The sequence below is a fragment of the Brevundimonas sp. genome (assembly GCF_046295595.1).
Classification (GTDB): Bacteria; Pseudomonadota; Alphaproteobacteria; order Caulobacterales; family Caulobacteraceae; genus Brevundimonas.
In genome coordinates this window covers 183435-210414 of sequence record NZ_JBKBMX010000004.1, presented here as the reverse complement: position 1 = coordinate 210414, position 26980 = coordinate 183435, and the positions used below count along the sequence as shown (strand labels likewise).

The window sequence follows — 26980 nt, the reverse complement described above, 5'->3', positions numbered from 1 at the left end:
TGAAATGCCTGAGGAGCGGCGTCTGCCTGTATTGCGGCGACCCCGCCTCGGCGCATGATGTCGAACTCCCACCGGCCTTGTTTCCCGTGCTCTATCGGCTCGCCCAGCAGCACGCCGTGACGCCGGACGCTCCGATCTGCACCGAATGCCGCCGGGCCACGGCCGGCGCAGTTCTGACCACACCGGGCCAAAAGCGCCGCATCGTTCACGCCGCGATCCGGCGTCGCTATGCGTCGGAACTTCGGACCGCAACGTGGGACGCAGATGAGTTGGAGGACCTCGGCTACGGGCTCAGGACTGCGGTCGATGGAGGGGCGCGTCAGAAGGCGCGACAGCTAAGACGGCTACGCTGGCCCCGCTAAATCCGGGTACTGGACAAACAACACTCGATGCTCTGCAGTCCCCCTGAGGCGGGGAAGACATTCGCGCGTTAGTTGGTCTCCCGCCCGACGAACCGGGGTTGTGCGAAACGACAGCACCTGGAGCCCGGCATTGACGGGGCCAACAATCTGAAGGCCCGGCATGCCGGGCCAACAACCGAACATCTATGCCAGCAAAGGTATCGCATGACGAAAACCGACACTTCTTCATCCAACACCCTTTTCATCGAAGTCTCCGGCGCGGGTCTGGCGGAGGTGGATGGCCTCTACATTCCCTCGACCGCGCCGCCCGCCCAATCCGAGTCCGGCACCCTGTCCAGCCCCGGCTTCTGGAACGGCAAGCCCGCCTGGGACCGCGCCGACGGCAAGGCCGCGCGCAGCCCGGCGATCTCCTATTCCAACAGCTACAAGTCGTGGCGCATCTCGCGGCTCGACGGCCATCTGGCCTATGAGATCACCTGCGACGACGCCCTGCCGCCCGCAGACCGGCCTTGGAACGTCTACAAGATGGGGGTCGCCCCGGCGCCGTCCTTGACCCTGCACCATGGCGATCCGCGCCTGCCCGCCCCCCAGCCGAACATCGTCTTCATCCTCGGCGGTCCCGGCGCCGGTAAGGGCACAATGTGCGAACTGGCCAAGATCCAGCTGGGCTGGACCCACCTGTCCACGGGAGACCTGCTGCGCGCCGAACTGAAGGCCGGGGGCCCGAGGACGGCGCTGATCAAGTCATACGTCGACGCCGGCACACTGGTGCCCGACGAAATCGTGGTCGGCCTGCTGAAGGACGCCATCGTAAAAACCATCCGCGGGACGGGCGACGTCAACTTCCTGATCGACGGCTTCCCGCGCTCGTTCGGCAACATGGACGCCTGGTACAAGGTCTTCGGCGACGACCGCGACCTGCCCAAGATGATCTATTTCGAATGCCCGCTTGAGGTGCTGACCGGGCGCATTCTGGGGCGGGCCCAATATTCGGGCCGCAGCGACGACAATGTCGAAAGCATGAAACAGCGCTTTGACACCTTCAAGGCCGAGACCCTGCCGATCGTCGAGCACTTCAGGGGCCTCGGCAAATGCGTCGAGATCGACACCAGTCAGGATCGCGAGACGGTTTACGCCCTGGTCCGCGCGCAGCTCGCGGATCAGACCGACAGCGACAGTCTGGCGCGTCCGCTCAGCGAGGAGGCCGAGATGCTGCTGGGCCTGCGGCCTTACCCTCGCAAGACCTGACCCGGACGGCCTTGCACCGCGCGGCCTGTGTGCGGGGCGCGATGCAAGGCGAGGCCTATGCGGCCCTCGCCAGATCGTTCGCCAACTCTTCAAGCATGAAGGTTTCCCGCTGGATCGACAGGCCCATCGTGGCCTCGAGGCGCTCCATCACGCCGCGATTGTGGGCGAGGGCCTCGTCAAGCTCCACCCATACCGGCCGCATCCCGTTCGCGGTCTCGTAGGCCTCCATCCTTGTGGCGCGCAATTCAGGATCGATGTCGCATAAGAAGAAGTGCGACGTCATGTGCATCAGATCAAAACCCGACCGCCGATGCGGCCGCAGCTCTTCGACGTAGCCGTAGTCCCGCTGCACGCGAACGTTGCTGGCGCCAGTTTCCTCTTCAAGCTCGCGGCGCAGGCCGTCGATCAGGTCTTCGCCCTCGGCGACCCCGCCGCCCGGAAAACTGAAATCGTTGTATCGCTCTGTGAACAGCAGCAGGATCAATGTCTCGCGCATCACGATGCCGCGCGCCGCACGGCGGGTGAGGGTGGCGCCCGTCAGGGCCTCGGCGTCGGGATGGACGAGCTTTTTGATCAGTCTCATGGCGCAGCGTTGTCAGCCAGAAACCCGTTGAGGGGTCAAACGGATTTCGAGGTTGAGCCGTCGGCCGCGGTGAGAGCGCCACGGGCGAGAGGGGGTCAGGAGTGCATCACCGGGTGCAGGGAACGTAGAGCGGATCAGTCGACTGGGACCTTTACGCCGAGCATGGGCTGTGGGGCCCGCCACCAGCAATCTCGTTGAACCGATCAGTCCGAAGCGGTCGTCGTCTCCAGCCAAGCGCGGAAATCCCCCATGGCGCCGGTCTCGGCGCGGGACCGCAGACGTGTCAGCCAGTAGCCGCCCAGCGAGACGTCAACAGCGAACGGCCGAACCAGCCGCTCGGTCGTCAGATCGCGCGAGAACATGCACGCGGGGGCCAAGGCGACGCCCGCGCCGGCCTCGGCGGCGGCGACCATGATGGCGGAACTGTCGAAGACCGGGCCTTGCAGGGGCGGGGACGCCACGCCCGCCGCCTCGAACCATCGTGGCCATTCGTCGGCGCGGTAGGATCGCAGCAGCGTCTCGCGCGTCAGGTCAGCGGGCTCGGAAACGCGGGCGGCGAGGGCCGGTGCGCACAGGGGTGTCAGCGGGGCTTCCAGTATCGGGTCGGCATGCGTGCCGTGCCACGCGCCGTCGCCATAGCGGATCGCCATGTCCAGGCCTTCCCCGGCGAGGTCGACGCGATTGTTGTTGGTCATCAGGCGCAGGTCGATGTCCGGCAGTGCGCGCCGGAAGTCGTCCATCCTCGGCAACAACCAGCCCGTGGCGAAGGTCCCGACCACGCCGACCGTCAGCACGTCCCGCAACCGCCCGCCTGCATAGCGGTCCAGTGTCGCGCCCATACGATCGAACGACTCCGCCAGCATCGGCGCGAGCGCCTGTCCCTCGGACGTGAGCGCCAGCCCGCGCGGCAGGCGGCGGAACAGGCGGACGCCCAGCTTCGTCTCCAGCTGCGCCACCTGATGGCTGACGGCGCCCTGGCTGACGCACAGCTCGATGGCTGCACGGGTGAAGTTCAGGTGGCGGGCCGACGCCTCGAAGGCGCGTAGGGCGTTAAGGGGGAGCTGAGCGCGATCCATAGCAAGGCATTAGCTGAGTTCATGCCTGTGTCCAGATATGATGCTTTGCGCCGCCTGCTCCGACCCACCACCCTCCGTATCACACTCACGAGGGAGAGAGCGATGAAGCGGATACAGGCGGCGAGCGCGGTCGCGCTGGCCATGCTGCTGGGCTGCACGACGGCGGAATCGCAGGTAGCGACGCCGGGCCACGCGGATCCGCTGTTGCAGCCGATCGCGCCCGACTACGCACAGCGATGGCTGGGTCCGCAGGATCCGGTCCGTGTCTACGGCAATACCTGGCTTGTGGGCTTTGAGGGGCTGACCGTCGGTCTGATAAAGACGTCTGACGGCCTGATCCTGGTCGATGGCGCCGTTCCCCAGGCGGTTCGGGACATCGAGGCCAATCTGACGAAGCTCGGCTTCTCCATCCGGGATGTGAAATACATTCTCAGCACCGAGCCCCACTGGGACCACTCCGGCGGGATGGCGGCCCTGGCGCGCGACAGCGGGGCGCAGGTCATCGCGGGGCGCGAAGCGGTCCAGAGCCTGCTGCAGGGACGAAGCACCGACGACGATCCCCAGCACGGCGAACTGGCCTCGATGCCGCCGATCGCCGACGTGCGGGGCGTCCGCGATGGCGAGACCCTGACGCTCGGCGACGTCACCGTCACCGCCCGCGCCACGCCGGGCCACACGGCTGGCAGCATGAGCTGGACCTGGCGGTCATGCGAGGACGGCCTGTGCAAGGACGTGGTCTTCGCCGCCAGCCTGAACCCCATTTCGTCCGACGGTTACCGCTACCTGGCCCACCCGGCCCTGAGCGAAAGCTTCCGGCGCACGTTCGCCATGGTCCGCGCCTTGCCGTGCGACATCCTGTTCTCGTCCCATCCTGGCGCCTCCGGGCAGGACGCTCGCCACGCCGCCTTCACGCGTGGCGAGCAGCCCAATCCCTTTGTCGCCCCGGAGGCCTGCCGAGCCTATGCGGACCAGTATGAGCGCAAATTTGACGGGCGCCTGGCTGAGGAGCGGGCCGGGATCGTCGATTGAGCGCAAAAACCGGGGGCGTCCTCTGACTTCTTCCACCAAAGTCTTGCGTGGGGGCCATCACTCACCAAAGCGGAACTGGGGGAGGTCCACTCCGGCTCTCAAGCCGACGTAAGCCAATTCGACCCGAACGTCCGGTTTTCGGTAACCGGCCACTGTCCGCTGCTGGGGGGAGTCAGACGTGCTGCTGTGAGGCCCAAGGCCATTACGAGAGACTCACTGGCTAGCGTGCGCGTAAAGGTAGAGGGTCTTCAAAGAAGTTCAGTAGCTGCGCGGTGCGGACAATGTGGAATTTGTGGGTCTCGGCGGCCATCGGACTATCGTTGCTGGCACCGGGGATGAGCGCAGCCAGCCAAGCGGCGGATCACCTGCCGAGCCATCCAAACGCGGCCTGCAGCGCCACTGGTGGACCGGTGAATGAGGGGGGCTTCGTATCTATCGGCGGAATCCTCCAGTGGGTGACAGTTAATGGCGACGATTGCGACAACCCAGTCGTGCTGATGGTGCATGGCGGGCCAGGGAATCCCAGCACGCCGTATGCCGACGCTGTCTATGGCAGCTGGAGCGGTGAGTTCACCGTGGTTCAGTGGGACCAGCGTGGCGCCGGCAAAACCTACGCCGCCAACCCTCCGGCCGAAGACGAGCGCCTGACGATTGAGCGGCTGACGAATGACGGCGTTGAGGTTGCACGGTGGGCGCTCAGACGGCTGGGCAAACGTAAGGTCATCCTGATGGGCGGTTCGTGGGGTTCCGCCTTAGCCGTGCACATGGCCCAGGCTGAACCGGAACTATTCTCCGCCTATATGGGAACGGCACAGCTGGTGAGCCGCGATGGTACGCTTGCCAGCTATCGGCGGACGCTTGAGCTCGCGAGGGCCGCAGGCGACGGAGACACCGTGGACCGACTTGAGGCGCTCGGAGCTCCGCCGTGGAGTAATCCGCGAAACTCTGGGATCCTGCGTCGTGCGACGCGGAAGTACGAAGCATTGGCAACGGATCCGGCGCCCGCTGGCTGGTTCACCGCTCCGGGAGCTGGGTACGATACGCTCGACTACGAAGCTGCCTACGAAGCGGGCGAGGAATACTCCTATATCCAGTTCGTTGGGATGGAGGGTGACGGGATCGTTTCCCGGCTAAATCTCCACGACACGGGACTTACGTTCGAAATGCCCGTTTACCTGCTGCAGGGTGATAATGACCTGGTTACGCCGCCGGAGATCTCGCGAGCCTATTTCGATACCCTGACCGCACCGCACAAGGAGTTCATCCGTCTGCAACGGACAGGCCATGATCCCAATCAACGGATGGTCAACGCTCAGCTTGCGGTGCTGCGGGGCCTTCGCGCCGAGTGATCGGGACGGTGAAGCGTACTGACACAGTCGCCCACACCTCGGCCCGTCAACGGATGCCGCGTTGCTGGCGAGCGATCCTCCTTCCAAGACTGGCTCGTCCGTCGAATGTCGCCTTCCTGGCGCGACGACAATGCCCGGTTCTGGCGCAGTGAAGACGTTGGACGATCATAGAGGTGACGGTACCGTCTCGATACGATTGCCAATATGTCGGTATGGATTTGTCGGCATTTGAAGCGGCGGTGAGATCATGATCGCCGCGCCTTAAAGAGCCAGCACTGTGGTGCGCCTACCGATAGACAGTGACATCACTCAAATTTTATCGGGGCCAATTTCTTGTTTGTTTTCAAAAGCCCCATTCCGATGACGGTAGCGCTGACGGCGTGCGCGGACGATCAAGGAAAAAGCGCTGGAAAAACATCACCTTCTCGTCAGTTGAACCATCGAGTGGGAGTGAGGGGCGGCGGGCAGGCGGGGCGGCTCTGGCGTCAGCCGCGTTGATCCGACCGGTCAGTAGGTCCAGGTCAGGTCCAACCCCCACATTCTGGGTTCGGTGAGGTTGACGAACGGCGTGCCCAGGGTGGAGGCGGTGATGTTGTTGACCCCGGTCACATACTGGTTGTCGAACAGATTGTTGACGTAGACGCCGAGCTGATAGCGCTCGCTCGGCGTCCGCCAGTACAGGCGAAGGTCCGTCCGGTTCTGGGCCTCGGCCGGGTCGAACCAGGGGGTCTGCAGGCACGAGCCCTGGCCCGTCGAGGTGGTGTTGCACCGACCCTCGCCGCGATACGCATGGATCAACTGCATGTCGATCGAGCCTTTTCCAGCCAGGTCGTGGCGATACGAGACGCCCGCCGCCGCCGACCACAGCGGCTCGCCCGTCGGTTGCCCTGAAAGATCTTCGGTGCTCGTCACCTTCCGCTTGTAGGTCGCGTCGATGTACTGGGCGTTGGCGAACAGGCTCAGCCCCTCGACGGGCTCCATGTCCAGCTGCATGTCGACGCCCCAGGCCTCGTCGTCGCTGGTCTCGATCAGATACTGCGGCACGCTGGATCCCGCCGGCGTGACCAGGCGGATCGATTGCTTGCCGTCATAGTCGTACTGGAAGGCCGAGATATTGAAGCGGGCGTTGGCGCCAAGGTCGCTCTTCAACCCGATCTCGAAATTCTGGACATCCTCGTTGTCGAAGCGTGAGGCGACCTCGACGCTGTTGAAGCCGCCGGCCTTGTAGCCCTTGGCGTAGGAGAAGAAGACCATGGCGTCGTCGGACAGCTGGTAGTCGGCAACGAAACGCGGACTCAGATTCTCCCACGTATCCGACAGCTCGCACTCGACGCCTTCCTGCACCGTGACGCCGTTGTCGCACGGAACGCCGGCCAGGCCGGACAGGTCGAAGACATAGTCGGCGTACAGATAGCCGAGGGCCGGCCCCATATAGGTGGTCAGCACGAAGTCGACCGTCGGGTCGCTGAGCACCGCGTCCAGCCCGGGCGCGATGCGCCGGTCGTTCAGCCAGCGGAAGGTCTTCTCGTCGCGCGTATAGCGCAGGCCGAACGTCAGGTTCAGCTGGTCCGTCGCAGCCCAGATCACGTCGGCGAAGACGGCCGTCGCGTCGAAATCGCCCTCGTTGATCATATCCTCCTGCCAGCCATGGCCGAGGGTGCTGGCCGGAATGGAGGCCGAGGCGAGGATCATGTCGGCGAGCGAGAACAGCGGCGCGCCGGCCGCATTGGTCAGGATCGTATTGATGCTGTCGGTGGTGGCCCAGGTGTCGCTGCGCTGGTCGGCGTGCTCGGTGTAGTAGCTGGCGCCGGCGATCCAGTCGAACGCGCCCCATTCGCCGTCGAGGCGGAATTCCTGGTACCAGGACCGGTTCCGTTCCCGGTTGTTGGTGTCGAAATACAGGTCCGGGCGATTGGTGCCGTCCTCGTCCTCGCGGTTCTCGGTGACGAAATACCGGCCCGAGGTCAGGGAGGTGAAATCGATGTCGCCGAAGGCGTGGGTGATGGTCAGCGTCCCCTCGTCGAGGCGGCGCGTCTCGTGATTGTCGATGACGTCGTTGAGGACGCGTTGCTCGAACGGGTTGGTGTAGTCCGCCGGATCGGACGGGAAGGCGGGCAGGACGGGCGCCGCCGGGATGGGGGCGACGCCGATCGCCGGACGCGCATCCTGGTCGATCTCGTCGTGGGTCCAGCTCAGGATCGCCCGGGTCCGGGGCCAGACGTCCCAGCGCAGGGCCGCCCGGGCCGCCCAGTTGTCCTCGCGGTCATAGTCCGCGCCGGTGGCGGCGTCGGTCAGCCAGCCGTCGCGGCGGTTGACCAGCGCATTGACCCGCAGGGCCATGACGTCGTTGATCGGCAGGTTGATCAGGCCCTCGATGCGGCGTTTGTCGTATTCGCCGAGCCGGAGGCCCAGCCGGGCCTCGAACGCGTCGCCGGGCTTGTTGGTCGTGATCGACACGGCGCCCGCGGCGCTGTTGCGGCCGAACAGGGTGCCCTGCGGCCCCTTCAGCACCTCGATCCGCGCGACATCGCTGAACGCCAGCAGGCCCGCGCCCGACCGGGCCGCATAGACGCCGTCGACATAGACGCCGACCGCCGGGTCGGTGCCGACGCCGAAGTCCGACGTCGAGACCCCGCGAATATTGTAGCGCGCCTGGGTCGGGCTGCCGTTCGAGACCGACAGGCCGGGCACGAAGGCGGAGATGTCGCCGATGTCGTCCGCAGCCAGCGCCTCCAGTGTCCCGGAAGTGACCACGCTGATCGTGATCGGCACATCCTGAAGGCCCTGTTCGCGTCCCTGGGCGGTGACGATGATCTCGTCCAGGGACGTCGCGTCCTGCGCCGTCGCCAGGCCTGGCGCCGTCAGCGCGGCCATGGCCACGCCGGCGGCAAGCGTCGCCTTCAGACAGAGTTCCATCCGGATCATAAACAGCCCCTCCCTATTCCCCAGACGACACGAAACAGAATATTATTCCGTTTGACAAGGGGCTGTGCAGCTCGATGGCTTACAGGGCCGACGGGTCGTGATAGACGGCCTGCTGAATCGGAGGAGAGGACGACGTCAGTGGGCCCGCGCGCGCCGCAAGAGACCCCGACGCTGGAACGGCGCACGGCGCCGATGCAGCAGCGTGCGCGCGACCGGATCGACCGCGTTCTGGCGGCGACCGAATTCCTTCTGGCCAATACGTCCGTTGACACGATCACGACCAGCACCATCGCCGCCGAGGCCAATGTGCCGGTCAGCTCGATCTATCGCTATTTCCCGAACGTCTTCGCCATCTACAAGGAGCTGTTCGAGACGCGGGTGGCGCAGCTGCATACCCGCATCGCCGAGATTCTGGAGAACCCGCGGTTCACGTCGTGGCGCGAGCGCCATCTCGAGGTGATGCTGGCCCTGCGAAAGACGCTGAACGAGGATCCCGCCTATCGGCCGCTGTTTCACCTGATGCTGACGACGCGCGAGCTGCGGATCGTCAAGGAACAGGCCAATGCGCAGATCGCGGCCTATCTGGCGGCGCGCTGGGAGCGGGGGCTGGACGGCTTCCACGGCGGCGCGCCACTGGCCGTCGCGCGCATGGCCACCGAGATCTTCACCTCGTTCGAGACCCTGACCAGCGGCGAGGCGCAGTCGGACTGGACCGACCGTCTGTTCACCGAGGCCACGGTGGCGCTGGAGCGGTATCTGTCGGCCTATCTGGAAGACCGGGCGGCAGCGTGAGACGCGGCGTCAGGCCATGCGCCGCAGAAGCGCCAGCTTGGCCTTGCTGAAGGGCGGATAGCGGATGCTGGCGTCGAGGGCGAAGCCCCGCCTCAACACGGCCCGCCGGTGGCTGAAGGTCTCGAAACTGAACCGCCCGTGATAGGCGCCCATGCCGCTGGCCCCGACGCCGCCGAACGGCAGGTTCGGATTAGCCATGAAGACCACCGTGTCGTTGATCGTCGCCGAGCCTGATCGCGTCGAGGCGATGATCCGGTCGGCCACCGCCGCATCCCGGGTGAAGGCGTAGAGCGCCAGCGCCGGGGGACGGGCGTTGATGGCCGCCAGCGGCCTGTCGAGCGCCTCGTATGGGAGGACAGGCAGGATGGGCCCGAAGATCTCCTCGGCCATCACCGACGCGTCTGCCGCGACCCCGGTCAGGATCGTGGGGGCGACATAGCAGGCGTCGACATCGGCCTCGCCGCCGATCACGGCCCGGCCGTCGGCCAGCAGGGCCTGCAGGCGCGCGGCGTGGCGCCGGTTGACGATGCGCCCGAAGTCCGGGCTCTGCTTCGGGTCGCGACCAAACATGGCCGTCACCGCCCGCTTCAGCTCCTCCAGCAGCCGGGCCTCGACCGCGGCGGCGACATAGACGTGATCCGGCGCCACGCAGACCTGGCCGGCGTTGAGGAAGCGGCCCCAGACGATACGCCGCGCCGCCACCGCCAGATCGGCCGTCTCGTCGACGATGCAGGGGTTCTGGCCGCCCAGTTCGAGCACGACCGGCGTCAGATGTCGGGCCGCGGCCGCCATCACGACCCGACCCACCCGTTCCCCGCCCGTGTAGAAGATCAGGTCGAACCGTTGGGCCAGCAGGGCTGTCGAAACGTCCGCCTCTCCTTCGACCACGGCGAAGGCGCGCGGGTCGAGGTAGCCCTCCACCAGCTGCTTCAGCAGCGCCGACGACCGGGCCGCCAGTTCCGAGGGCTTGATGACGGCGCAGTTCCCTGCAGCGATGGCCCCGACCAGCGGCGCCAGCACCAGCTGGAAGGGATAGTTCCACGCCCCGATGATCAGGGTCACGCCGTAGGGCGCAGCCTCGATGAAGCTCTTGCCGGGCTGGATCGCGATCGGCGTCGCGGTCCGGTGCGGCCGGCTCCAGCGACGGAGGTGTTTTCGCGCGTGCGCAGCCTCCTTGCGGACGAAGTCGATCTCCGCCGTACTGGCCTCGCCGAACGGCTTGCCGAGATCGGCCTTCAGGGCCTCGGCGATGGCAGCCTCGTTCTCGACCACCATCCGTTCGAGCGCGGCGAGCTGACCCTCCCGCCAGGCAAGATCGCGGGTCAGGCCGCTGTTGAAGGCGCCGCGCAGGGTCTGGAGGACCGCCACGACCTCGACCGCAGCCGTCGTTGCCGGGGCAGGGGGCTGAACCGTCTCTACCGACATGATCCCTCCATTGAATCGATCCAGAAGCGGACGAGGGCGACGCCCTCGGTGTGGCGGGTCGATCGGCCGATCTCGGGCATCATCGCGGCGGGGTTGGTCGAGGCCATGCGCCAGGGAAGGATCGATGCGTCGGCGTCCCCCGGCACGATGTCGAAGCGGAGGTCGCCGGTGCCGGCGCCGGCGGCGACCGGCAGCTTGCAGACGCCGTAGTTCCCGGAGACCGGCGTGGCGACATCCAGGTACAGGCCCGAGGTGTCGGCCGGACCGTCGGGGTTGTGGCAATGGCCGCAGTTGACATCGAGATAGGCCCGCGCCCGCGCCTCGGGCGAAGCGGCCGTGTCGGTCCACGAGACGTCCGCGGGCGCCGCCTTCGGATCGGCGAGGCCGCGCAGATAGCCCATCGTCGTGAGACGGGTCAGCTGGTTCTGGACCCCGCCGGAATAGGCGAAATCGCGGTTGAGCAGGCGCGCCTTGGGGCCGATCGGGTGGATGACGCGCGTGGCGACGTTGGTCGCATGGCAGGCGGCACACTGCGTCACGTTGGGCACGATGTAGGAAAAGGGTTCGTCTGTGCCGTCCTGGCGCGCCAGATTCAGCGGGACCACCGCCCCGACCCGGTGCAGGACCGCGTCGGTCTGCGCCTCGTTCCACAGATAGGTCAGGGCCGCCCAGCCCTCCGGCCGATGGATCAGCAGCCGGGTCTCTACCATGCGCACCTGCTTCAGCTTCAGCCCTTCGCCGTCGTGGATCAGCGTCTGGTCGGCCTGCTGCAGCACCCGACCCCCGGGGCCGGTCTGGTAGAAGAAGGTCTTGGTGATGACCGTCCCGACCGGGAAGGACAGCACGTCGTCGGGATTGTAGTCGGCCGAGGCGCCGGCCGGCATCCAGATCGTCCGCAGCTTCTGCGCATAGTCGGTGAACAGCGGCGTCGTCAGGTCATAGGGCGTGACGCGCTGGCCCAGAACCAGGGCGTCGCCCGACACCTGGACCATGCCCCAGTCCCGGAGGGATTTCGGATTCTCGGTCGCGAAATACGTCGGATCGACGAGCGGCGAGGGCGGCGAGCGGGTGCAGGCCGCCGCTCCGGCGACAAGCAGAAGGCAAAGCGCAAGCAGACGAAACCCGGTCATCGGCCCGCGTCAGGCTGCCGGCAGGGTGACGGGCGAGAGCCGCGGCAGGGTGCAGCGGTGCGGCGCGATGTCGGTGTTGGGCTTGGCGTATTTGTTCGGGCCGTCCACGTTCAGAACGCCTGCCTCGCCGTTGTCGATGCAGATGCGCAGCGCTGCGGGCAGCTGACCGTTCACAAGGCGGGCGGGATTGACGTAGCCGTCCCAGACGATGTCGGGGAAGCGGCCCGTCGGCCCGAACATGGCCACGCGCAGCGCCTGCAGGTCAACGCCGTCGGGCGAGTTGCCGCCGCCGCTGAAGCGGTTGTCCTTGATCAGGATCGATTCCGGATAGGGGTCGAAGTCGCCGCTCATGGCGCTGTCGGAATAGCCGGCCGAGAACAGGCTGGAGATGATGATGTTGCCGGTCTTGTTGTCGGCGATCTCGTTGTCGAAGATCTCGACCTGGTCGTTGGAGTTGACGATCACGCCGGTGCCCGCCGGCACGCTGGCGACCGGGGTGCCGGCGTGGCCGAAATTGCGCGTGTTGTTGGCTATGGCGCGGCTGTTGTAGACGCGCGTCCGGTAACCGGCCTGCTGCAGCTGGGGCATGTTGAAGACCAGAATGCCGCCGGTGTTGTTGGTGGCCAGGTTTTCATAGACGTCAGCGTCGATGCAGTTCTCGATCTCGATACCGGCGACGTTGTATTCGGCCCGGTTTCGGCGGACCACCACGTTCCGCGACTGGCCGACATAGATGCCGGCGTCGGAGGCGCCGATCGCCACGCTGCCCTCGATCAGGACATTGCGGGTCTGCACCGGATAGATGCCGTAGGCGCCGTTTTCCGTCTTCGGTCCCTGGGTCCATTCCGTGCGGACCTTGCGCACGATGATGTTCTCGCCCTCGTTGATCTTCAGGGCGTCCCCCTTCGTGTCCTCGATGGCGAGGTTCTCGATGGTGAAATTGCTGGCGGTGACCAGCAGGCCCTGGGCGCCGGCCGCCTGATTTCGGAAGTTCAGGATCGTCTTGTCCATGCCCTGACCGCGAATGGTCACGCCGTCGACGGCCAGGCTCAATCCCGTATCGATGGTGAAGACGCCCGCCGGAATTTCGATCACCGCGCCAGGCTTGGCGTCGATCAGAAGCTCCATCAGCTCGGTCTGGTAGGTGGTGTTGGCGTTCGAGAGGTCGGTCCCCTTCTGGGCCGGCTTCGACCCGCAAGCGCCCAGAACCAGCACCAGCACGACCGGCAGCCACGTGCGCATCTTCATGATTTCCCCCTCCGGAACGCTGTGAACGTTAGCCCGGGGGCGAGGTTTTCATAACGGCAATATTCCCGCAAGACGAAAAAGAAACTGTTTCTGTTTTTGCCAGGCCGGCAGGCCAGTCGACGGTGGGCGGACCAGGCCAGGCCCGGTGGCATGGGCCCGCCATCCGTCGTGAGGATCCACCGGAAAGGATCATGCGTAGCCGCCGGTCATCGTCAGCGCGCCAGGCGAACGACAGCCCCTTCCGCCGCATCGGACACGCCGTCGGCCAAGGCCCGCACAACCTTCGCCGCGGCTTCCAGACCCTGGTGCTCGACGATGCGGATCCACGGCGAGGCGGGGTCGATGACGCGTTCGAAGAAGGCGCGCTGGTCGGAGAAGAAGCGCTCATAGAAGGCGCGTAGCGTCCCCCGGTCCCGGTGAGCGTCCAGACAGGTGGCGGCGAAGAAGAACTCGGGTCCCGGTCCCACCAGCTCGGGATCGTCTTTCGGGAAGGCGTCGCCCTGGGTCGAGCCGACCAGACAGTCATAAGTAAGGTCCGGTCCGAAACGGGCATGGACCCGTCGGCGCAGCTCGGGATCGCCGGCGAGGTCGAGGTACAGGGTCGGGATCCCGGAGGGCAGGGTCTCGACCTCGTCATAGCCCCAGACCGTCTGATAGACGCCCAACCCCTCGACAAACGCCCGGTTGCGATCGCCGGTCAGGGCGATCATCGGCATGTCGTCGCGCGACAGGCACCAGGCCGCGCCATAGGCCGTCTTCGACGAGGCGCTGGACAACACGACCTGTTTCGCGCCGAAGAAGTCGTGCTCGCGCAAGAAGTCGATCGCCGTATAGGAGGTGATGAACAGGGGCCGAAACAGGACCTCCGGGTTCTCCAGCTCGGCCGCATAGTTGGCGTCTGCGGCGCATAATACATAGCGGTTGTAGATGTCAGGCACGGCCTTGCGCCAGGGCGCGGCGTCGGCGAACCCGCCGCGGCTGATCTTTTCAGCCTGGACGACCAGCCGGTCAGCCATGGGGAAATAGCCGAACACCCGCGCTCCGACCTCGATCCCGGCAGCGCGGGACGCGACGACTTCGGCGAAGCCCCAGACCGGCATCAGGCCATAGTCGTCGCGCCCGGTCGGAAAGACCCGCCAGTAGCCGATCGCGTCGCCATAGGCGGCGTAGGTGATGTTGTTCGTCGTCAGGGAGAACCGGTCCAGCGCCAGCACGACCTCGCCATCGCCCGGCCCGGGGACGACGACGGAATCGAGCAGGGTCTCGCCCCAGTCGGACTTGCGGGTCATCAGTCGGCGGTTCAGATCGGACATGGGGCCTCCTCAAGCGGTTCCGCGTCCGGCCAGCCTTAGCGAAAAACGAGGTTGACGCAGGAGAAGGATCGTCGCGCGAAGCGGGATTTCTCCACGGGCGTCGGGTCGGGCCTTAAGGCGCTCCTGACGGCCCGCCGGGCGGTCTAACGGCGGGATCGCGGTCGATCGCCGCGAACCAGGGCTTCGACTTCATCCAGGGACACCTCGGCATTGTCTCCCGGGGTCGTCATCGCCAAGGCCCCGTGCGCGGCGCCCAGATCGACCGCGGTCTGCGCCTCCGAGCCGCCGAGCAGGCCATGGATGAGCCCCGCCGCGAAGGCGTCGCCACCCCCGACCCTGTCCAGCACCTCCAGACGGCGCCGGGCGACAGACGCGAAGCGCCGGCCGTCGCGCAGGTGAAACACCCCCTGCCAGGCGTTGATCGTGGCCGAGACGGGATCACGCAGGGTGTAGGCCACCGCCTTGAGGCGCGCGCGGCGGCGGCTGACGGAGGACCGTCGTCCATGGGAGTGGCGCGCGCGCTTGCGGGGCCGAGATCCAGCCCGAGGCAGCCGGCGAGGCTGAACTCGTCGGCGAAGACGAGATCGCGGGCGTCGACGATGGCGCGGCTGACGCGACGGGCCGAGTCCGCATCGGGATGGCTGTCCCAGAGGCTGGCGCGGTAGTTGAGGTCTGGTGCGCGCTGCCAATGCTGCCTCGCGGCCGGGGGGCTGAGCTGAATTCCAATGTCGACGTCACGGCGCGGCGCCGCTGCGCGGGGCGGCGAAAAATGCGGACCGGGCGTAGAGCGCCCTTTAACGCCTTTGGCGCAATCGCTGTTCGGCGGACGCTGACAAATCCGTCCTGGTCCTGAAGCGATCCAGGACGACGGGAGGGCGCTCCCGTACCAGGAGCCGGAGCGCGAAGATGACCATCCACCCTGCGGATCCGCGCCAGCGCGGTCCCGACGGCGAAGCAGGCGTCGCGCCCGCGCGCATATTCGGCATCGGAACCGTGTTGTTGCTGGCGGGTGTTCAGTTCGCCGCCTTCGTCGATCGGGCCATGCCATCGGTTGTCGCCCAGCCGCTGAAGGACGCGTTCGGCCTGACAGACGGACAGGTCGGCGCCCTTCAGGGGCCGGCTTTCGCCCTGACCTATGCTGTGGCGATGCTGGCGGCGGGGCATTGGGCCAGGCGCATCGAACCGTTTCGGTTGATGGCGGCCTGCGTGGCCCTCTGGACAGCCGGCGGAGTCGCCTTCGCCCTGGCGGACAGCTACCCCACGCTGATCGCGGCCCGGATGGTGCTGGGGATAGGCCAAGCCGCTTTCGCCCCCGCCGCTCTCATGGTGCTCGGTTCGGCGGGCGTCGCGATCGGCAGGGCCCGTGCCGTGTCGATATTCACCACCGGATCGGCGACGGGTCGCAGCGGGGGGCTCCTGCTGGGCGGCGCCCTCCTGGTCGCCGCGAGCGGCGCTTCGATCATGGATCTGGCGCCCTGGCGGGCCGTCAGTCTGGCGCTCGTCCTGCCGAACATCGCCTTGATCGCGGCCCTCATGGCGCTGTCGGGGCGAGGCGGGTTCGCCGCGCCGGACCCCTCGGTCGGGCTCGGTCAGGCAGCGAGATGGTTGTCCGGGGAGGGTCGGGGCGTGCTCGGCCTGTTCGTCGCCGGCGCCGGCTGTGTCATTTCGGTCCAGGCGACGGGGGCGTGGATGCCGTCCATTCTGCACCGCTCGTTCGGCCTGCCGGTTGGCGAGGCCGCGGTGCTGGTCGGCCTTATCGTGCTGGGCGCGGCCCCCGTCGGGCACCTTTCGGCCGGTTGGCTGCTCGCTCACGAACGGATGCGGGGGCGCAGTCCGGCATTGCCGATGGCGACCGGGCTGGTCGTGGCGATGATCGCTGCGGTGGGTCTGTCGGTCGCCGTATCCCTGTCGGTGACCATCGCGGCCATGGCTGCTCTGGTCGCCGGCGGCGGCATGGCCGCGACGACCGCCCTGATCGGGCTGCAACCTCTGGCGCCGGATCGCTACCGACGCGCGGTCAACACCCTGTTTCTGGCGGGGGTGTCAGTCGTCGGCGTCGGGCTGGGGCCGTGGATCACCGGGGCCCTCAGCGACCGGAGCTCCGCGAGCGCCGGTCTGACCACCTCATTGGCGCAGCTGATCCTCGCGGTCGGGGTTTTCGTCGTGGTTCTCGCCCTGCTGCAAGGCGGACGCTGGAAGCCCGGCCGGTTCGACGCTCCCCCGCAGCGCTGACGGGCGTTTTACGCGCGGACGGGGGGCCTCCGGGCCGGCGCGCCGAGAGACCGATGTTCGCGTGAAAGGGGAAATATCTAAGATCAAAGAAGATTTTCGCACAATCCACTGTCGCATACCCAGATCTGGCGACGCTTAATAATTTCTTAACTGTCAGACCACCGCCAGCGAAATCGCCGGGGGAACCCGCGGCGCGGGAGGCTCGCGGTGATTAACGGACACGACGCAAATATCGGCGGTGAGCCGATGTGGGCACGGCCCGCTGCCCGCTATCTGCAGTCGCTGGCGGCCGTCGTTCTCGTTGCCGGGGGCCTGACCATGGCGACGCCGGCGACGGCCCAGTCGGTAGCGTCGATCGATATCCATCTTGCCGCCGTGATCCCGGAACGCTGCGGATTCAGTCCCATCGTCCAGGCCGCCGACGTGGCCGCCGACCTCGAGCAGGCCCAGATCCTCAACTTCGTCCTGCCGCTCGACTGCAACACGCCGTTCGCGGTCGGGATCAGTGCCGAGCACGGCGGTCTGGTCAATCTGACCAGCGCGCCCGACCGGTCGGGCTATGCCTTCGCCAAGACCTATGGCGTCCGACTGACGCTGCGAACCAGCGACGGCGAGGTGCGCAGCGAGCGCTGCCTGTCGACGGATATCACGATCGGCGGGACCTGCGCCTTCGCGTCGGATCAGCCGGGTCGCGGGCTTGGTTCGGGCGCGGGCGTCGCAGCCCCCGGCGACGTGACCCTGACCATCGACTGGCCCGACCAATCGACGCTGAACCGGCGGCTCGCCGCCGGGGACTACAGCGACACCATCACTCTCGTCGTCGGCGCGCGCGCGTGAACGCCGCGTTTTGTCGAGCCGCATTCGCCGACCGCGCCCTGTGGTCGTCGATACCCTCGAGGGGCTTGTCGCCGCTCGAAACCACGCCGGGATTCTCCGGCGATTCAACTCAAACGGAGACTATCCCATGAAGAAAACCCTGTTCGCGGCGACTTCCGCCGCCGCCCTCATCCTGTCCGCCGGCGCCGCTTCGGCGCAGGACAGCCAAGCCGTCGCCATCAACGCCAGCGTCGCCAACAAGTGCGGCGTGTCGGCCCAGGCGACGACCGTCACCCTGTCGACCGACCTGACCGATTCGGAAGCCAAGGTCCGCTCGGGCGTCACCACCGAGATCGCCGACGCCCTGAACGGCGCCCGCATCATCGCCTTCTGCAACGGCGTGAACAGCAGCGTCACCGTCGAACGCGCCGTCCTGGCCCGTAACGGCTCCTCGGGCAACGGCCTGGTCGACGGCGGCTTCGCCCAGTTCATCCGCTACAACTTGGACGCCTCGATCAACGGTCTGGCCCTCGACAGCACCAGCGGCGCCGGCGCCTCGACGGTCGCCCAGCGCTTCGGCGGTCACGTCAGCCTGTCCGACAGCAACACCCACGTCCGCTTCGCCCAGGCCACGTCGGGCGGCGCCGCCGTGGCCTCGGCCGGCGGCTCCAGCCCGACGGCGATCAACTGGTCGTCCAGCACGGATCGTAGGCTGGCTGCCGGCACCTACACGGGCTCGGTCAATGTGATCGTGGCCCCGGGCGCCTAAGCCTCTGAAACGCCCTTCCACGGAAGGGCGACTGGTCGGACCGGTCTCGAAAGGGGCCGGTCCGATACTTTCTTGACCCATCCAGGTGCGTATCATGATCCCGTTAGCCGTACGGCGTTTCGCCGGTGTGCTCATTGCGGCGGCGGCCCTGCTCGGGTCTGGCATTCCCGCGTCCGCGCTGAACGTCCAGCCGGTGATCATCGACCTGCTGTCGACTGGCCGTCGCGCCTCGACCGTGCTGACGCTACAGAACACCTTCGCCACAACCGTGCCGGTCGAGCTCTCGGCGCATGTGCTCAAGATCGTTGACGGCGAACTGAAGGAGACCGAGGTCGAGGCCGAGGATCTGCTGATCTTCCCCGCCCAGGCGACCGTGCGTCCAGGCGAGTCGCAGGCGTTCCGGGTCCAGTGGGTCGGCGACCCCGAACCCGAAACCAGCCACCATTTCTTCGTCACCGTGGCCCAACTGCCGGTCGAGTTGCCGGAAAACCAGAACGCCATCCAGGTGCTCTACAATTTCAAGGTTCTGGTCAGTGTCGGGGCGCCCGGGGCGACGGCCGAGCTGGCCGTGCAGTCGGTCGCCATCGCCGCCGACGAGGCCGGCGTCGGCCATCCCGTGCTGACCGTGAGCAATACGGGGCGCACCTATGGCTATGTTGGCAAGCATCGCATGACGCTGGTGCAGCGCGCGCCCAACGGCGACGAGATCCTGCGCCAGACCTATGAGCCGGAACAGATCCAGCAGTTGATGGGCCTCGGACTGGTGCCCTCGGGAACGACGCGCCGCCTGCCGATCAACGTCGCCTTGCCGCAGCCGACCGGCAGTCTCTCGGTCGAGCTGACCCCCGTGGCGGACCGGTGACCGGATGAGCGCAGCCCCAGTCCGGCGGGTCCCGTGATCGACGCCCTCCCTCCGAGTCACGTGGCGTCGTCGGCGTATCTCGCGTCCGAAGTCATACAGACGGCGCCGCCGCTGCAGGCCGGGCTGAACCCGACCGGCCGCGACATTCCGCTGGGCGGGCCGCTCAGGGACGGCGCCTTCATCGTTGGCGAGATCGACTACGTCCTGACCGCTGACAACCGGATCCTGATCGAGACCCGGCCGCTGCTCGACCTGATGCAGGCCCTGCTGTCGCCGGCGGCCTGGCAGGCGCTGGCCACTGTCCTGGGCGAGCGGGAGCAGGTGTCGACCGACGAACTCGGCGCCGTGGGCTATCCCGTCGTCTATGACCCCGGCACCTTCGGCCTGATACTGTCGATCAATCCTGACGCACGCCCCCGCAACAGCCTGAGCATCTCCGGCGGGCGCGCGTCGTTTCAGGGACCGGTGGCCCAGCCCGCCGCGCTCTCGGCCTATGTGACCGGCTTTCTGACGTCCGACTACGTCCACGTGGGCGAGGATGCGGGATTTGGCACGCCCAGCCTGCTGATCGACAGCGCCGTCCGCTTCCGCGGCGTGGTGCTGGAGAACGAGGCGACGCTCGACGGGTCGCTCGTCCGGGAGGGTACCCGGCTGGTCTATGACGACCCCAGGCGGACGGCGCGCTGGACCGCCGGCGACCTGCGCCCGCAGTCCCGGGGCTTCTCCGGCGCAAACCCGCTGGCCGGTCTGTCGCTCGAGCGGGTCTACGCCGACCTTGATCCGCAGCGAAACGTGCAGCCTCGCGGGCAACGCGCCTTCACCCTGGTGCGGCCCTCGACTGTCGAGGTCTTCATCAACGGGCGGTCCGTACAGCAGACCCGGCTCAACCCCGGCTCCTATGACGTCAGCGACTTCCCCTTCGCCCAGGGCGGCAACGACGTGCGCCTGGTGATCCGGGACGACACCGGGGTCGAGAGCGTCGTCTCCTTCTCCATCTATTTCGACCGCAGCCTGCTGGCCGCCGGCCTCACCGAGTTCGGCCTCTATGTCGGCTCGGAGACCGAATTCGGCCAAGACGGTCGGGAGTACACCAGCGAGCCCGGCGCGTCCGGCTTCTACCGGCGCGGCCTGTCCGACGTTCTGACCGCCGGCGCCAATTTCCAGGTCAACAGCCGGGGCGCGGTGGTCGGCGGCGAAGCCGTCTGGGCGGCGCCGCTGGGCACGATCGGCATGGATCTCGCCGTTTCCAGCGTCGAGGGCGTGGGCGAGGGCTATGCGCTGAACCTCGGCTATGAGCGGGTCTTCGGGGCCGACGAGCCCGGCGCCCGGTCGATCGCCGGCACTTTCCAGGCCACCAGCGAGTCGTTCGCCACCCCGGGTGTCGATCTGGCCGACAACCCCTTCGCCTATGAGGCGGGGGTCACCTATTCGCAGTCGATCGGCACGACCCAGTATGTCTCCGGCGACGTCTTCTATTCCGTCGGTCGCGGCGCGCGGGAGGACCAGGGTTCGGTCCGGGCCAGCTATGGCTGGCGAGCCAACAGCCGGTTGATGTTCAACGCCGAGGCCATCTACGAACACCGTCGGGACGAGCGGGAGTTCGGGATCCGCTTCGGGCTCACCTATCGCCTCGGCCAGTACGCCAGCGTCAGCGCCGAGGTCGACAGCCGGCGGGACAGGGCGCGGCTGGGCTATCAGACCTCGCGCGGCCGGGGCGTCGGCTCATGGAGCGCCGCCGGCAATCTGGACGCATCCGAAAGCGCGACGGGGGCGAACGCCTCCTTTACCGCCATCATGAACCGCGCCGAGATCGGCGGGTCGCACCTGACCTCGTTCGACGCCGGCAGTGGCGACATCTCGGACCAGCGCACCACGCTTCGGGCCGGCGCGTCGCTGGCCTTCGCCGACGGCGTCGCCGCCGTGTCGCGGCCGATCTACGACAGCTTCGCCCTGTTCCGCGCGCACCGCACGCTCGGCCAATCGGCGGTCTATGTGGAGCCGCGCGACAACGCCTATACGGCCCGCTCGGGACTGCTGGGCGCCGCCGTCACGCCGGAACTCAGCGCCTATTCGCCGCGCACGGTGACGTTCGACGTGCCCGAGGCGCCGACGGGCTATGACATCGGCGCCGGCGTCGTCCAGGTCCTGCCTCCGTACCGTTCGGGATATCTGGTTACGGTCGGGTCCGACTATTCGGTGTCGGCGACCGGCCAACTGGTGACCGCCGACGGTGGGCCGCTGCGTCTGCAGGCGGGCCTGGCCTTCGAGGTCGCCCGGCCGGATCGTCCCGGCGTGCGGATGTTCACCAATGGCTCGGGCCGGTTCGCGGTCCAGGGACTGCGGCCGGGGCTGTGGCGTATCGAGGCCGGACCCGAGGGCTCGCCTTCCTATGTAATCGAGATTCCCGAGGGCGCGGACGGCCTGGTCCGTCTGGGCGCCGTTTCCCCTGAAGGCAGCCGATGAAACATCTTCTTCTGTCCGGTCTTTCCCTGATTGGCCTGGCCCTCGCCCCGGGGATGGCCCAGGCCGGCTGCGCCGATTTCGCCTCGGCCGGAACGGGCCTGTCGATCCAGTACGACCCGTTCTCGAACACCCCCGTCAATCGGATCCTGACCCTGCGGGTCAGTCGAGTGACGCCCTCGGCCACGTCGGTCCGGTTCATCGTCGTGGACCCGAATCCCGCCGCCGGCGCGTCCCGCCTCGGCGTCGCCGGCCCCGAGGGCTACGACATCGCCTGGACGCAAGATGCCTCGCAGCCGGTCTTCTTCCATGGCGCGGAACAGCCCAACGCCACCAATGGCGCGGTCGTATCGTTCGGCTCGGGTCCGTCCGGCGATGTGGTCCATGAGACCTTCCGCCTTTCCGTTCCGGCAGGCCAGTCGGTGGGGGCGGGCGACTACTATGAGCCGCTCGAGATCCGCTATGTCTGCTATTCCGGCAACGACCGCCTCGACGGAGTCGAGGTGCAGTCGGCGGGGCGGGTGGCGATCGATCTGGAGACGCCGGAGATGATCTCGGCCTGGGTCGGCTCTGTGGGCAATCGCCGCGGTGAGATCGACCTTGGCGTCTTGGGTCGGGGGCAAGGCTCCGCCACCGGCGGTGTGGTCATCACCGCTCAGTCGACGTCGCCCTACGAGATCAGCGTCGGCGCCAAATGGGGCGTGCTGCGCCGGAGCGAGGCGGACGCCACCGGCCTGCCGTATTCGATGCGACTGGGCGGCCTGTCGGTGGAGAGAGGGGACACGGTCGTCTGCGACCGCACCCCGGCCCCGAGTGGGCGCAGCCACGCGCTCCAGATCGGCGTGAACGGAGAGGATGTGATGACCCGTCCCGCGGGCGCCTATAGCGATGTGGTCACCCTGACGTTCGCGCCAAGGCTGGGTCTGGCGGCCCAGTCAGGCTGCTCGGCCGCCTAGAAAACGGCGCCCTTGGCCTCGGCCCGCAGGGTCAGGTCGAGGCTGGTGGCCGCCGAGGACAGGACGATGCCGACCTCGCGCTCACGGGCCGCGGGGCCGTGGCTGTCGACGATGACGGTGGTCGAAGATGTCGGCGAGATCGGGATGCGCTGGCCATCGACGACCATCCAGGCGTCCTGCAGGCCGACCGGGTGGCTGAGCACCAGACGATAGCCGTCAACGTTGTTGCACAGCTCCGTCATGCGGCCGAGACGGGTCTCGCCGACCTCGAAGCGGGGTGCCGGCGGCCCCCCGACCTCGACGCGGCAGATGGTGCCGACCCTGCCGTGGATGCCGATGCTGACGCCGTCGGCCGCGGCCGGCGTCGCCGCCAGCATAGCCGCCGTCGCGGTCAGGGCGATCCTGGTGTGCCGGGCGTAGCTCATGGCGCGAAACCTCCGTCTCAAGGTTCCATACTGCGACGCCCCGACTGAAAACCGCTTTAACCGGGATGGTCAACCGCCGTTTACTCTACCTGACCTCGACCATCCACGACGCCCACCGGCGTTTCATCAGGGCGACGGCCTGGCCCGGGTCATCGACCATCCGCCGGTAGGCGGACATGGAGATGCCAAACCGTTGGCGGAACGCGACGGCGAGGTCTTTCTCGCTGCGAAACGCGAATCTCTCCGCCAGCGAGGCGAAGCTGCTGGTGTCGTCCGGGCGCTCGAGAGTCGTTCGGACGGCGGCTAGGCGCCGGCCGGTCAGGAAGGTGTCGACCCCGCCATGCGGTTGCAGCAGTCGATACAGGGTAGCCCTCGACACGCCAGACGCGCCGACGATCTCGGCGGCGTTCAGCGACGGGTCCTCCAGCCGTCGTTCGATCACGCGCTGCACGGCTTCCCGGCGATTGAACTCCTCCCGGCGATGGCCGGCGGCGCCGCCCGCCGTTTGCGGTCCGATGGCCACACTCAGCAGTTCCACGAAGGTGCGCGACAGGGTCGGCAAGGAGTCGTGCTCAAGGCGACCGGCATGCGACGCGAGGGACTGAAGATAGTCGGCCAGCAGGGCGCCCTTGTCCGCCTGGATCACCATACCGTGCAGCCCGTTCGAGGTGCCCGCCGCGGCCTCGATGAGGTCGCGCGCGACGCTGACGGTGACGAGACGTCCGTCAGACACCGTCGTGCTGGTTGGGTGGCGCAGGTCCTGGAGCGCGATCTCGCCCGGCCCCAGCAAACCAAAACCGCTGGCGGCGCTGCCCGTCATGGCTCCGTCCAGCACCAGGTGCAGGGTGAAGTGGGAGAATCCCGTGCCGGCGACCCGCTGCGCCGTGCGGCTGTGCCCGACGCCCTTGAGCCGTCTCGCGAACAGTATGAGCCGGTCCAGTCTGTAGGCGGTGACCTCGGCCGAGAGGCCGGATGCGGCGCCCACGACGTCCGCGCCGTCCGAATAGAGCTCCCGGTAGTCGGCGAGGGCCTGGGCTGGGCTGGCCCCTTCGGTTGAGAAAGAAAAACTCTCGATCAGCCTATGCCGCGGCGCCGGGGACAGCAGGTTCACTCGGTAATCCAGAAACTAACTACATTCGGATCGGGATGATCCGAGGTGGCGCGGGAAAACTGCGGTTCGGGTCGCGCCGGTATGCCAGCCGCAGTCTCAACCGTGAGATGCGATACGCAATACCCATCCTGGGGGATTAAAACGCTGATATCGGCCGACCATTCCTTGTACTGGTTCCGCCGAACTTGCTTACTCCATCCAACCTTGCCGCGAACGGTGGCTACTCTGCAGAAGGCCGGCCGCAGACAGATGCTTCGCATCTGTCCGAGTGGTTCCAGAGGCTGTCGCGGCCAAGCTTTTTCGTGCGCCCCGACACCCTCGAGATCGTCGATATGAACCCCAGCGCCCGCCGGATGCTTGAAGCCGGCGGGGGTGTGAGCGCGGCCGGCGGACGGCTCGTTCTCGGCGGCAAACAATCAACCGAGCGGTTTCGAACCTTCGTGGATGGTCTGGGCGAGGGCCCGGCGGCCTATGCGACAAGCGGCGGCTCGAACGCCGATCATGTCGTCCTGCGCGTTGAAAAGGTCCCCGATGCCGGACTCGTCGCCATCCAGACCTTTCCAACCGCGCTGGAGGACACCCTCTGGGCGGACACCCGCGCGATCTTCGGCCTCACCAAGTCTGAGGAGCGCCTGCTTAGGGCCCTGATGGGCGGCGCGAATGCGGAGGAGCTTGCCGGCGTGCTCGGCATCAGCATCGAGACCGTCCGCACCCACGTCAAACGGTCGTACGCCAAGATCGGCGTCGCCAACCGCGAGCAGTTGTTCGCAACCATGGCGTCGTTTCGCCTGCGCCGCTGAAGCTGGCGCCGGCCCTGGCTTGATGGAACGCGTCCTGGCACACCCTGGTTGTCCTGGGCCTGACGGTCTACAAGAAGGTCACCCAGCACTCAGATTGCCCTTCATCCCCAGGTCCACCTAACCGGGTTCAGGGTCGCTGCGCCCGGGAAGTGGAATGTCCTCGCCCAAGGCGTTGCGGATGTAGAGAAGCTTGATCCAGACGAGGCCGACCACCAGCAGCGGCGAGGCGAACACCACGCCGAGCGGGCCGAACAATGTGCCCAGACCCAGCACGCCGAACAGGGTCAGAACGGGCGGAAGATCAACGGCGCGCTTCTGGATGAAGGGGTAGATCAGATTGCTCTCGATCTGCTGGACGATGAAATAGACCGCCACGGTCAGCAGGATCATCTGCGGTCCCTGATCCAGCGCCAGAAGTACGGCCGGGACGACGGACACGATTGGCCCGACGATCGGCACGAAGGCGGCGAGGCCGGCGAACAGGCCCAGCGCGACGGGCGACGGCAGGCCGATGAACGCCGTCCCGATACCGGTCAGAACGCCGACCACCACCATGTCGGCGAGCGTTCCCATCAACCAGAGCCGCAGCGCCCGGCCGCTCTCATTGGCAGCTTCGCGCAAGGGCTCGCGCGGTTGCGGCGGGACCAGCAGCAACAGGCCGTCCCTCATGCGCCCGGGCTGGGCGGCGAAGAACAGGCCGGCGAACACCACGAGCAGCAAATTGGCCCCCGCTCCGATCACCGCCATCACATATCCGCTGACCCGTCCCACCATGCTCTGCAGGTCGGGGGCCGTCGCGGCGCCGTCCAGCTGGCCGGCCAGTTGCGGGCCGAACGGCAGGCTGGCGAGAAGCGCTTCCAGCTCCGCCAACGACCGGGGAATGCGGTCGGCCAGGGTGTCGACCTGGGCCGCAACCGTAGAGCCGAACAGCCAGCCGGACCCGGCCAGCACCGAGAAAATGGTCAGTGAAGCCAGGATCAGACTCAACCCCGTGCCGAGGCCGGTGCGCTCGCGGATAGGGTCGGCGAGACTGCGAACCAGAACCGCGATGATGACGGCGGCGAAGGCGAGCAGCAGGACATTGGCCAGCTTCCACACGAGGGCCATCAGAACGATGAGTCCGGCGATGAACAGCGCCTTGTGCACGAAGCCCGGATCAAGGCCGGGGGAGGGGCGGGCGGTCTCGCTCATGGTTCAGACGTCCAGGCCGTAGGGATCAGGGAACAGCATCGGTCCCGTGTCGGACGCCAGCGCGGTGATATAGGTCAGGTAGATCGGCATGGGCTTCCCGAGGCGCACATAGGTCGGACGTCCGGCGTCCCGCACGGGCGGCAGCGGATGAGGGACCAGAAAGTCCACCAGCCGTCGGTAATCCTCGACCCGCACGCAGCCGGCGCTGAGCGTCCGGCGCGCTCTTGAGAACAGATGGCGGTCGGGGGAGTCGTGCAGATAGATGCCGGCGTCGTTGGTCATCACGAATTTGGCGGAGCCCATGGCGTTCGCCGGCCCCGGCTTCTGACGAACGGGGACCTCCAGCCGGCCCGCCGCGACGGCCCACCAGTCGATCTCGCCGGCGGACACGGGCGTCGCGTCGTCGTCCCAACCGGACATGACTTCATAGCCTGCTTTCGAAATGCTTCGGCCCCGGGAGCGCGCGGCCGCGGGCGCCAGACGGGTTCGCACCACGTCCTGCGGCAGGTTCCATCGAGGATTAAGGACGACGTGGGTCAGTTCGGTCGTCATTTGCGGCGTCGGTTGACGAGCCTGTCCCACGACCACGCGCATGGAACCCTCGATCCGACCGTCCCGCACCATCCACAGTCGCGCCTGCGGAATGTTGACGAGGACAAACGTGGGTGGAAGCGTAGCCTCGACAGCCCGCAGGCGTCGGGCGTTTGTCTCAAGGCGGCGGTCCGGCGTCCCCCGTGCAGAAGCCTGTCCCCGCGGGTCCTGCATTAGCATGGCGGCAAGCGACGGCGTCCCGGCGGTGGGCCGGCTGGCGGCGCCCGCGCTGACCGGCATATGGGGGACGGCCGCGGATCCGCCGAGTTCGCCAGCGCTCGCCAGCC

The 26980-nt window shown here is 67.2% G+C and carries 24 protein-coding genes; 12 read left to right on the top strand and 12 right to left on the bottom strand.

What is annotated here, in order from left to right:
- Window positions 1-362: hypothetical protein (locus ACK4JY_RS04675; RefSeq protein ID WP_409603290.1), on the top strand; the 362-nt coding region annotated here is incomplete at its 5' end.
- Window positions 363-566: 204 nt separating this feature from the next.
- Window positions 567-1610: a nucleoside monophosphate kinase gene (locus ACK4JY_RS04670; protein ID WP_409603288.1), complete on the top strand. Its 1044-nt coding sequence runs from the start codon at window positions 567-569 to the stop codon at window positions 1608-1610.
- A gap of 55 nt (window positions 1611-1665) precedes the next feature.
- Here the strand turns inward: ACK4JY_RS04670 and ACK4JY_RS04665 are convergent, their stop codons facing one another.
- Window positions 1666-2193: an NUDIX domain-containing protein gene (locus ACK4JY_RS04665; protein WP_409603286.1), complete on the bottom strand. Its 528-nt coding sequence runs from the start codon at window positions 2191-2193 to the stop codon at window positions 1666-1668.
- Between the two features lie 203 nt (window positions 2194-2396).
- A complete protein-coding gene (locus ACK4JY_RS04660) occupies window positions 2397-3269 on the bottom strand; it encodes a LysR family transcriptional regulator (protein WP_409603284.1) in 873 nt (290 codons plus the stop codon).
- A gap of 102 nt (window positions 3270-3371) precedes the next feature.
- Between ACK4JY_RS04660 and bla the strand changes: the two genes are divergently transcribed.
- Together bla and ACK4JY_RS04650 are read left to right on the top strand one after the other, a co-directional pair.
- On the top strand, window positions 3372-4298 hold the full coding sequence (gene bla, locus ACK4JY_RS04655; protein ID WP_409603283.1) for a subclass B3 metallo-beta-lactamase: 927 nt from the start codon (window positions 3372-3374) through the stop codon (window positions 4296-4298).
- Window positions 4299-4633: 335 nt separating this feature from the next.
- Window positions 4634-5647, top strand: coding sequence for an alpha/beta fold hydrolase (locus ACK4JY_RS04650; protein WP_409603281.1), 1014 nt, complete (start codon window positions 4634-4636; stop codon window positions 5645-5647).
- A 507-nt stretch (window positions 5648-6154) separates the two neighbouring features.
- Here the strand turns inward: ACK4JY_RS04650 and ACK4JY_RS04645 are convergent.
- Entirely contained in the window at window positions 6155-8572 is a 2418-nt protein-coding gene (locus ACK4JY_RS04645) for a TonB-dependent receptor (RefSeq protein WP_409603279.1), read from the bottom strand.
- 138 nt (window positions 8573-8710) lie between these two features.
- Here ACK4JY_RS04645 and ACK4JY_RS04640 point away from each other — a divergent pair, with 138 nt between their 5' ends.
- Complete coding sequence (locus ACK4JY_RS04640; RefSeq protein ID WP_409603277.1) at window positions 8711-9364, top strand: TetR/AcrR family transcriptional regulator; 654 nt, start codon at window positions 8711-8713, stop codon at window positions 9362-9364.
- Between the two features lie 9 nt (window positions 9365-9373).
- Here the strand turns inward: ACK4JY_RS04640 and ACK4JY_RS04635 are convergent, their stop codons facing one another.
- The 5 genes from ACK4JY_RS04635 to ACK4JY_RS04615 form a co-directional block, all read right to left on the bottom strand.
- On the bottom strand, window positions 9374-10789 hold the full coding sequence (locus tag ACK4JY_RS04635; protein ID WP_409603275.1) for an aldehyde dehydrogenase family protein: 1416 nt from the start codon (window positions 10787-10789) through the stop codon (window positions 9374-9376).
- Entirely contained in the window at window positions 10780-11919 is a 1140-nt protein-coding gene (locus tag ACK4JY_RS04630; RefSeq protein WP_409603273.1) for an SO2930 family diheme c-type cytochrome, read from the bottom strand. The genes ACK4JY_RS04635 and ACK4JY_RS04630 overlap by 10 nt, the downstream gene beginning before the upstream one ends.
- 9 nt (window positions 11920-11928) lie before the next feature.
- Entirely contained in the window at window positions 11929-13167 is a 1239-nt protein-coding gene (locus ACK4JY_RS04625) for a parallel beta-helix domain-containing protein (RefSeq protein WP_409603271.1), read from the bottom strand.
- A 212-nt stretch (window positions 13168-13379) separates the two neighbouring features.
- Window positions 13380-14480, bottom strand: coding sequence for a DUF2855 family protein (locus tag ACK4JY_RS04620; RefSeq protein ID WP_409603269.1), 1101 nt, complete (start codon window positions 14478-14480; stop codon window positions 13380-13382).
- 143 nt (window positions 14481-14623) lie between these two features.
- The gene (locus tag ACK4JY_RS04615; protein WP_409603267.1) at window positions 14624-14938 is read right to left on the bottom strand and encodes a PfkB family carbohydrate kinase; all 315 of its coding nucleotides are present in this window, start codon (window positions 14936-14938) and stop codon (window positions 14624-14626) included.
- Window positions 14939-15386: 448 nt separating this feature from the next.
- Here ACK4JY_RS04615 and ACK4JY_RS04610 point away from each other — a divergent pair, with 448 nt between their 5' ends.
- The 6 genes from ACK4JY_RS04610 to ACK4JY_RS04585 all read left to right on the top strand — a co-directional run bounded on the left by ACK4JY_RS04610 (window position 15387) and on the right by ACK4JY_RS04585 (window position 22575).
- A complete protein-coding gene (locus ACK4JY_RS04610; protein ID WP_409603265.1) occupies window positions 15387-16712 on the top strand; it encodes an MFS transporter in 1326 nt (441 codons plus the stop codon).
- Window positions 16713-16958: 246 nt separating this feature from the next.
- Window positions 16959-17549, top strand: coding sequence for a hypothetical protein (locus ACK4JY_RS04605; protein ID WP_409603263.1), 591 nt, complete (start codon window positions 16959-16961; stop codon window positions 17547-17549).
- Between the two features lie 127 nt (window positions 17550-17676).
- The gene (locus tag ACK4JY_RS04600) at window positions 17677-18297 is read left to right on the top strand and encodes a hypothetical protein (RefSeq protein WP_409603261.1); all 621 of its coding nucleotides are present in this window, start codon (window positions 17677-17679) and stop codon (window positions 18295-18297) included.
- Window positions 18298-18391: 94 nt separating this feature from the next.
- Entirely contained in the window at window positions 18392-19159 is a 768-nt protein-coding gene (locus tag ACK4JY_RS04595; RefSeq protein WP_409603259.1) for a hypothetical protein, read from the top strand.
- Between the two features lie 33 nt (window positions 19160-19192).
- A complete protein-coding gene (locus ACK4JY_RS04590; protein WP_409603257.1) occupies window positions 19193-21622 on the top strand; it encodes a fimbria/pilus outer membrane usher protein in 2430 nt (809 codons plus the stop codon).
- Complete coding sequence (locus tag ACK4JY_RS04585; RefSeq protein ID WP_409603256.1) at window positions 21619-22575, top strand: hypothetical protein; 957 nt, start codon at window positions 21619-21621, stop codon at window positions 22573-22575. Before ACK4JY_RS04590 ends, ACK4JY_RS04585 begins: the two co-directional genes overlap by 4 nt.
- On the opposite strand, the gene ACK4JY_RS04580 is transcribed toward ACK4JY_RS04585, so the two are convergent.
- Both ACK4JY_RS04580 and ACK4JY_RS04575 read right to left on the bottom strand, forming a co-directional pair.
- Window positions 22572-23000, bottom strand: coding sequence for a hypothetical protein (locus ACK4JY_RS04580; RefSeq protein WP_409603254.1), 429 nt, complete (start codon window positions 22998-23000; stop codon window positions 22572-22574). The two genes, ACK4JY_RS04585 and ACK4JY_RS04580, sit on opposite strands and share 4 nt — an antisense overlap.
- An 85-nt stretch (window positions 23001-23085) precedes the next feature.
- Entirely contained in the window at window positions 23086-24111 is a 1026-nt protein-coding gene (locus ACK4JY_RS04575; RefSeq protein WP_409603252.1) for a hypothetical protein, read from the bottom strand.
- A 185-nt stretch (window positions 24112-24296) separates the two neighbouring features.
- On the opposite strand from ACK4JY_RS04575, the gene ACK4JY_RS04570 reads away from it, so the two are divergent.
- On the top strand, window positions 24297-24911 hold the full coding sequence (locus ACK4JY_RS04570) for a helix-turn-helix transcriptional regulator (protein ID WP_409603250.1): 615 nt from the start codon (window positions 24297-24299) through the stop codon (window positions 24909-24911).
- A gap of 117 nt (window positions 24912-25028) precedes the next feature.
- Here ACK4JY_RS04570 and ACK4JY_RS04565 read toward each other — a convergent pair whose 3' ends face one another.
- On the bottom strand, window positions 25029-26102 hold the full coding sequence (locus ACK4JY_RS04565; protein ID WP_409603248.1) for an AI-2E family transporter: 1074 nt from the start codon (window positions 26100-26102) through the stop codon (window positions 25029-25031).
- Window positions 26103-26105: 3 nt separating this feature from the next.
- On the bottom strand, window positions 26106-26867 hold the full coding sequence (locus tag ACK4JY_RS04560; RefSeq protein WP_409603298.1) for a L,D-transpeptidase family protein: 762 nt from the start codon (window positions 26865-26867) through the stop codon (window positions 26106-26108).
- Window positions 26868-26980 lie beyond the last annotated feature (113 nt).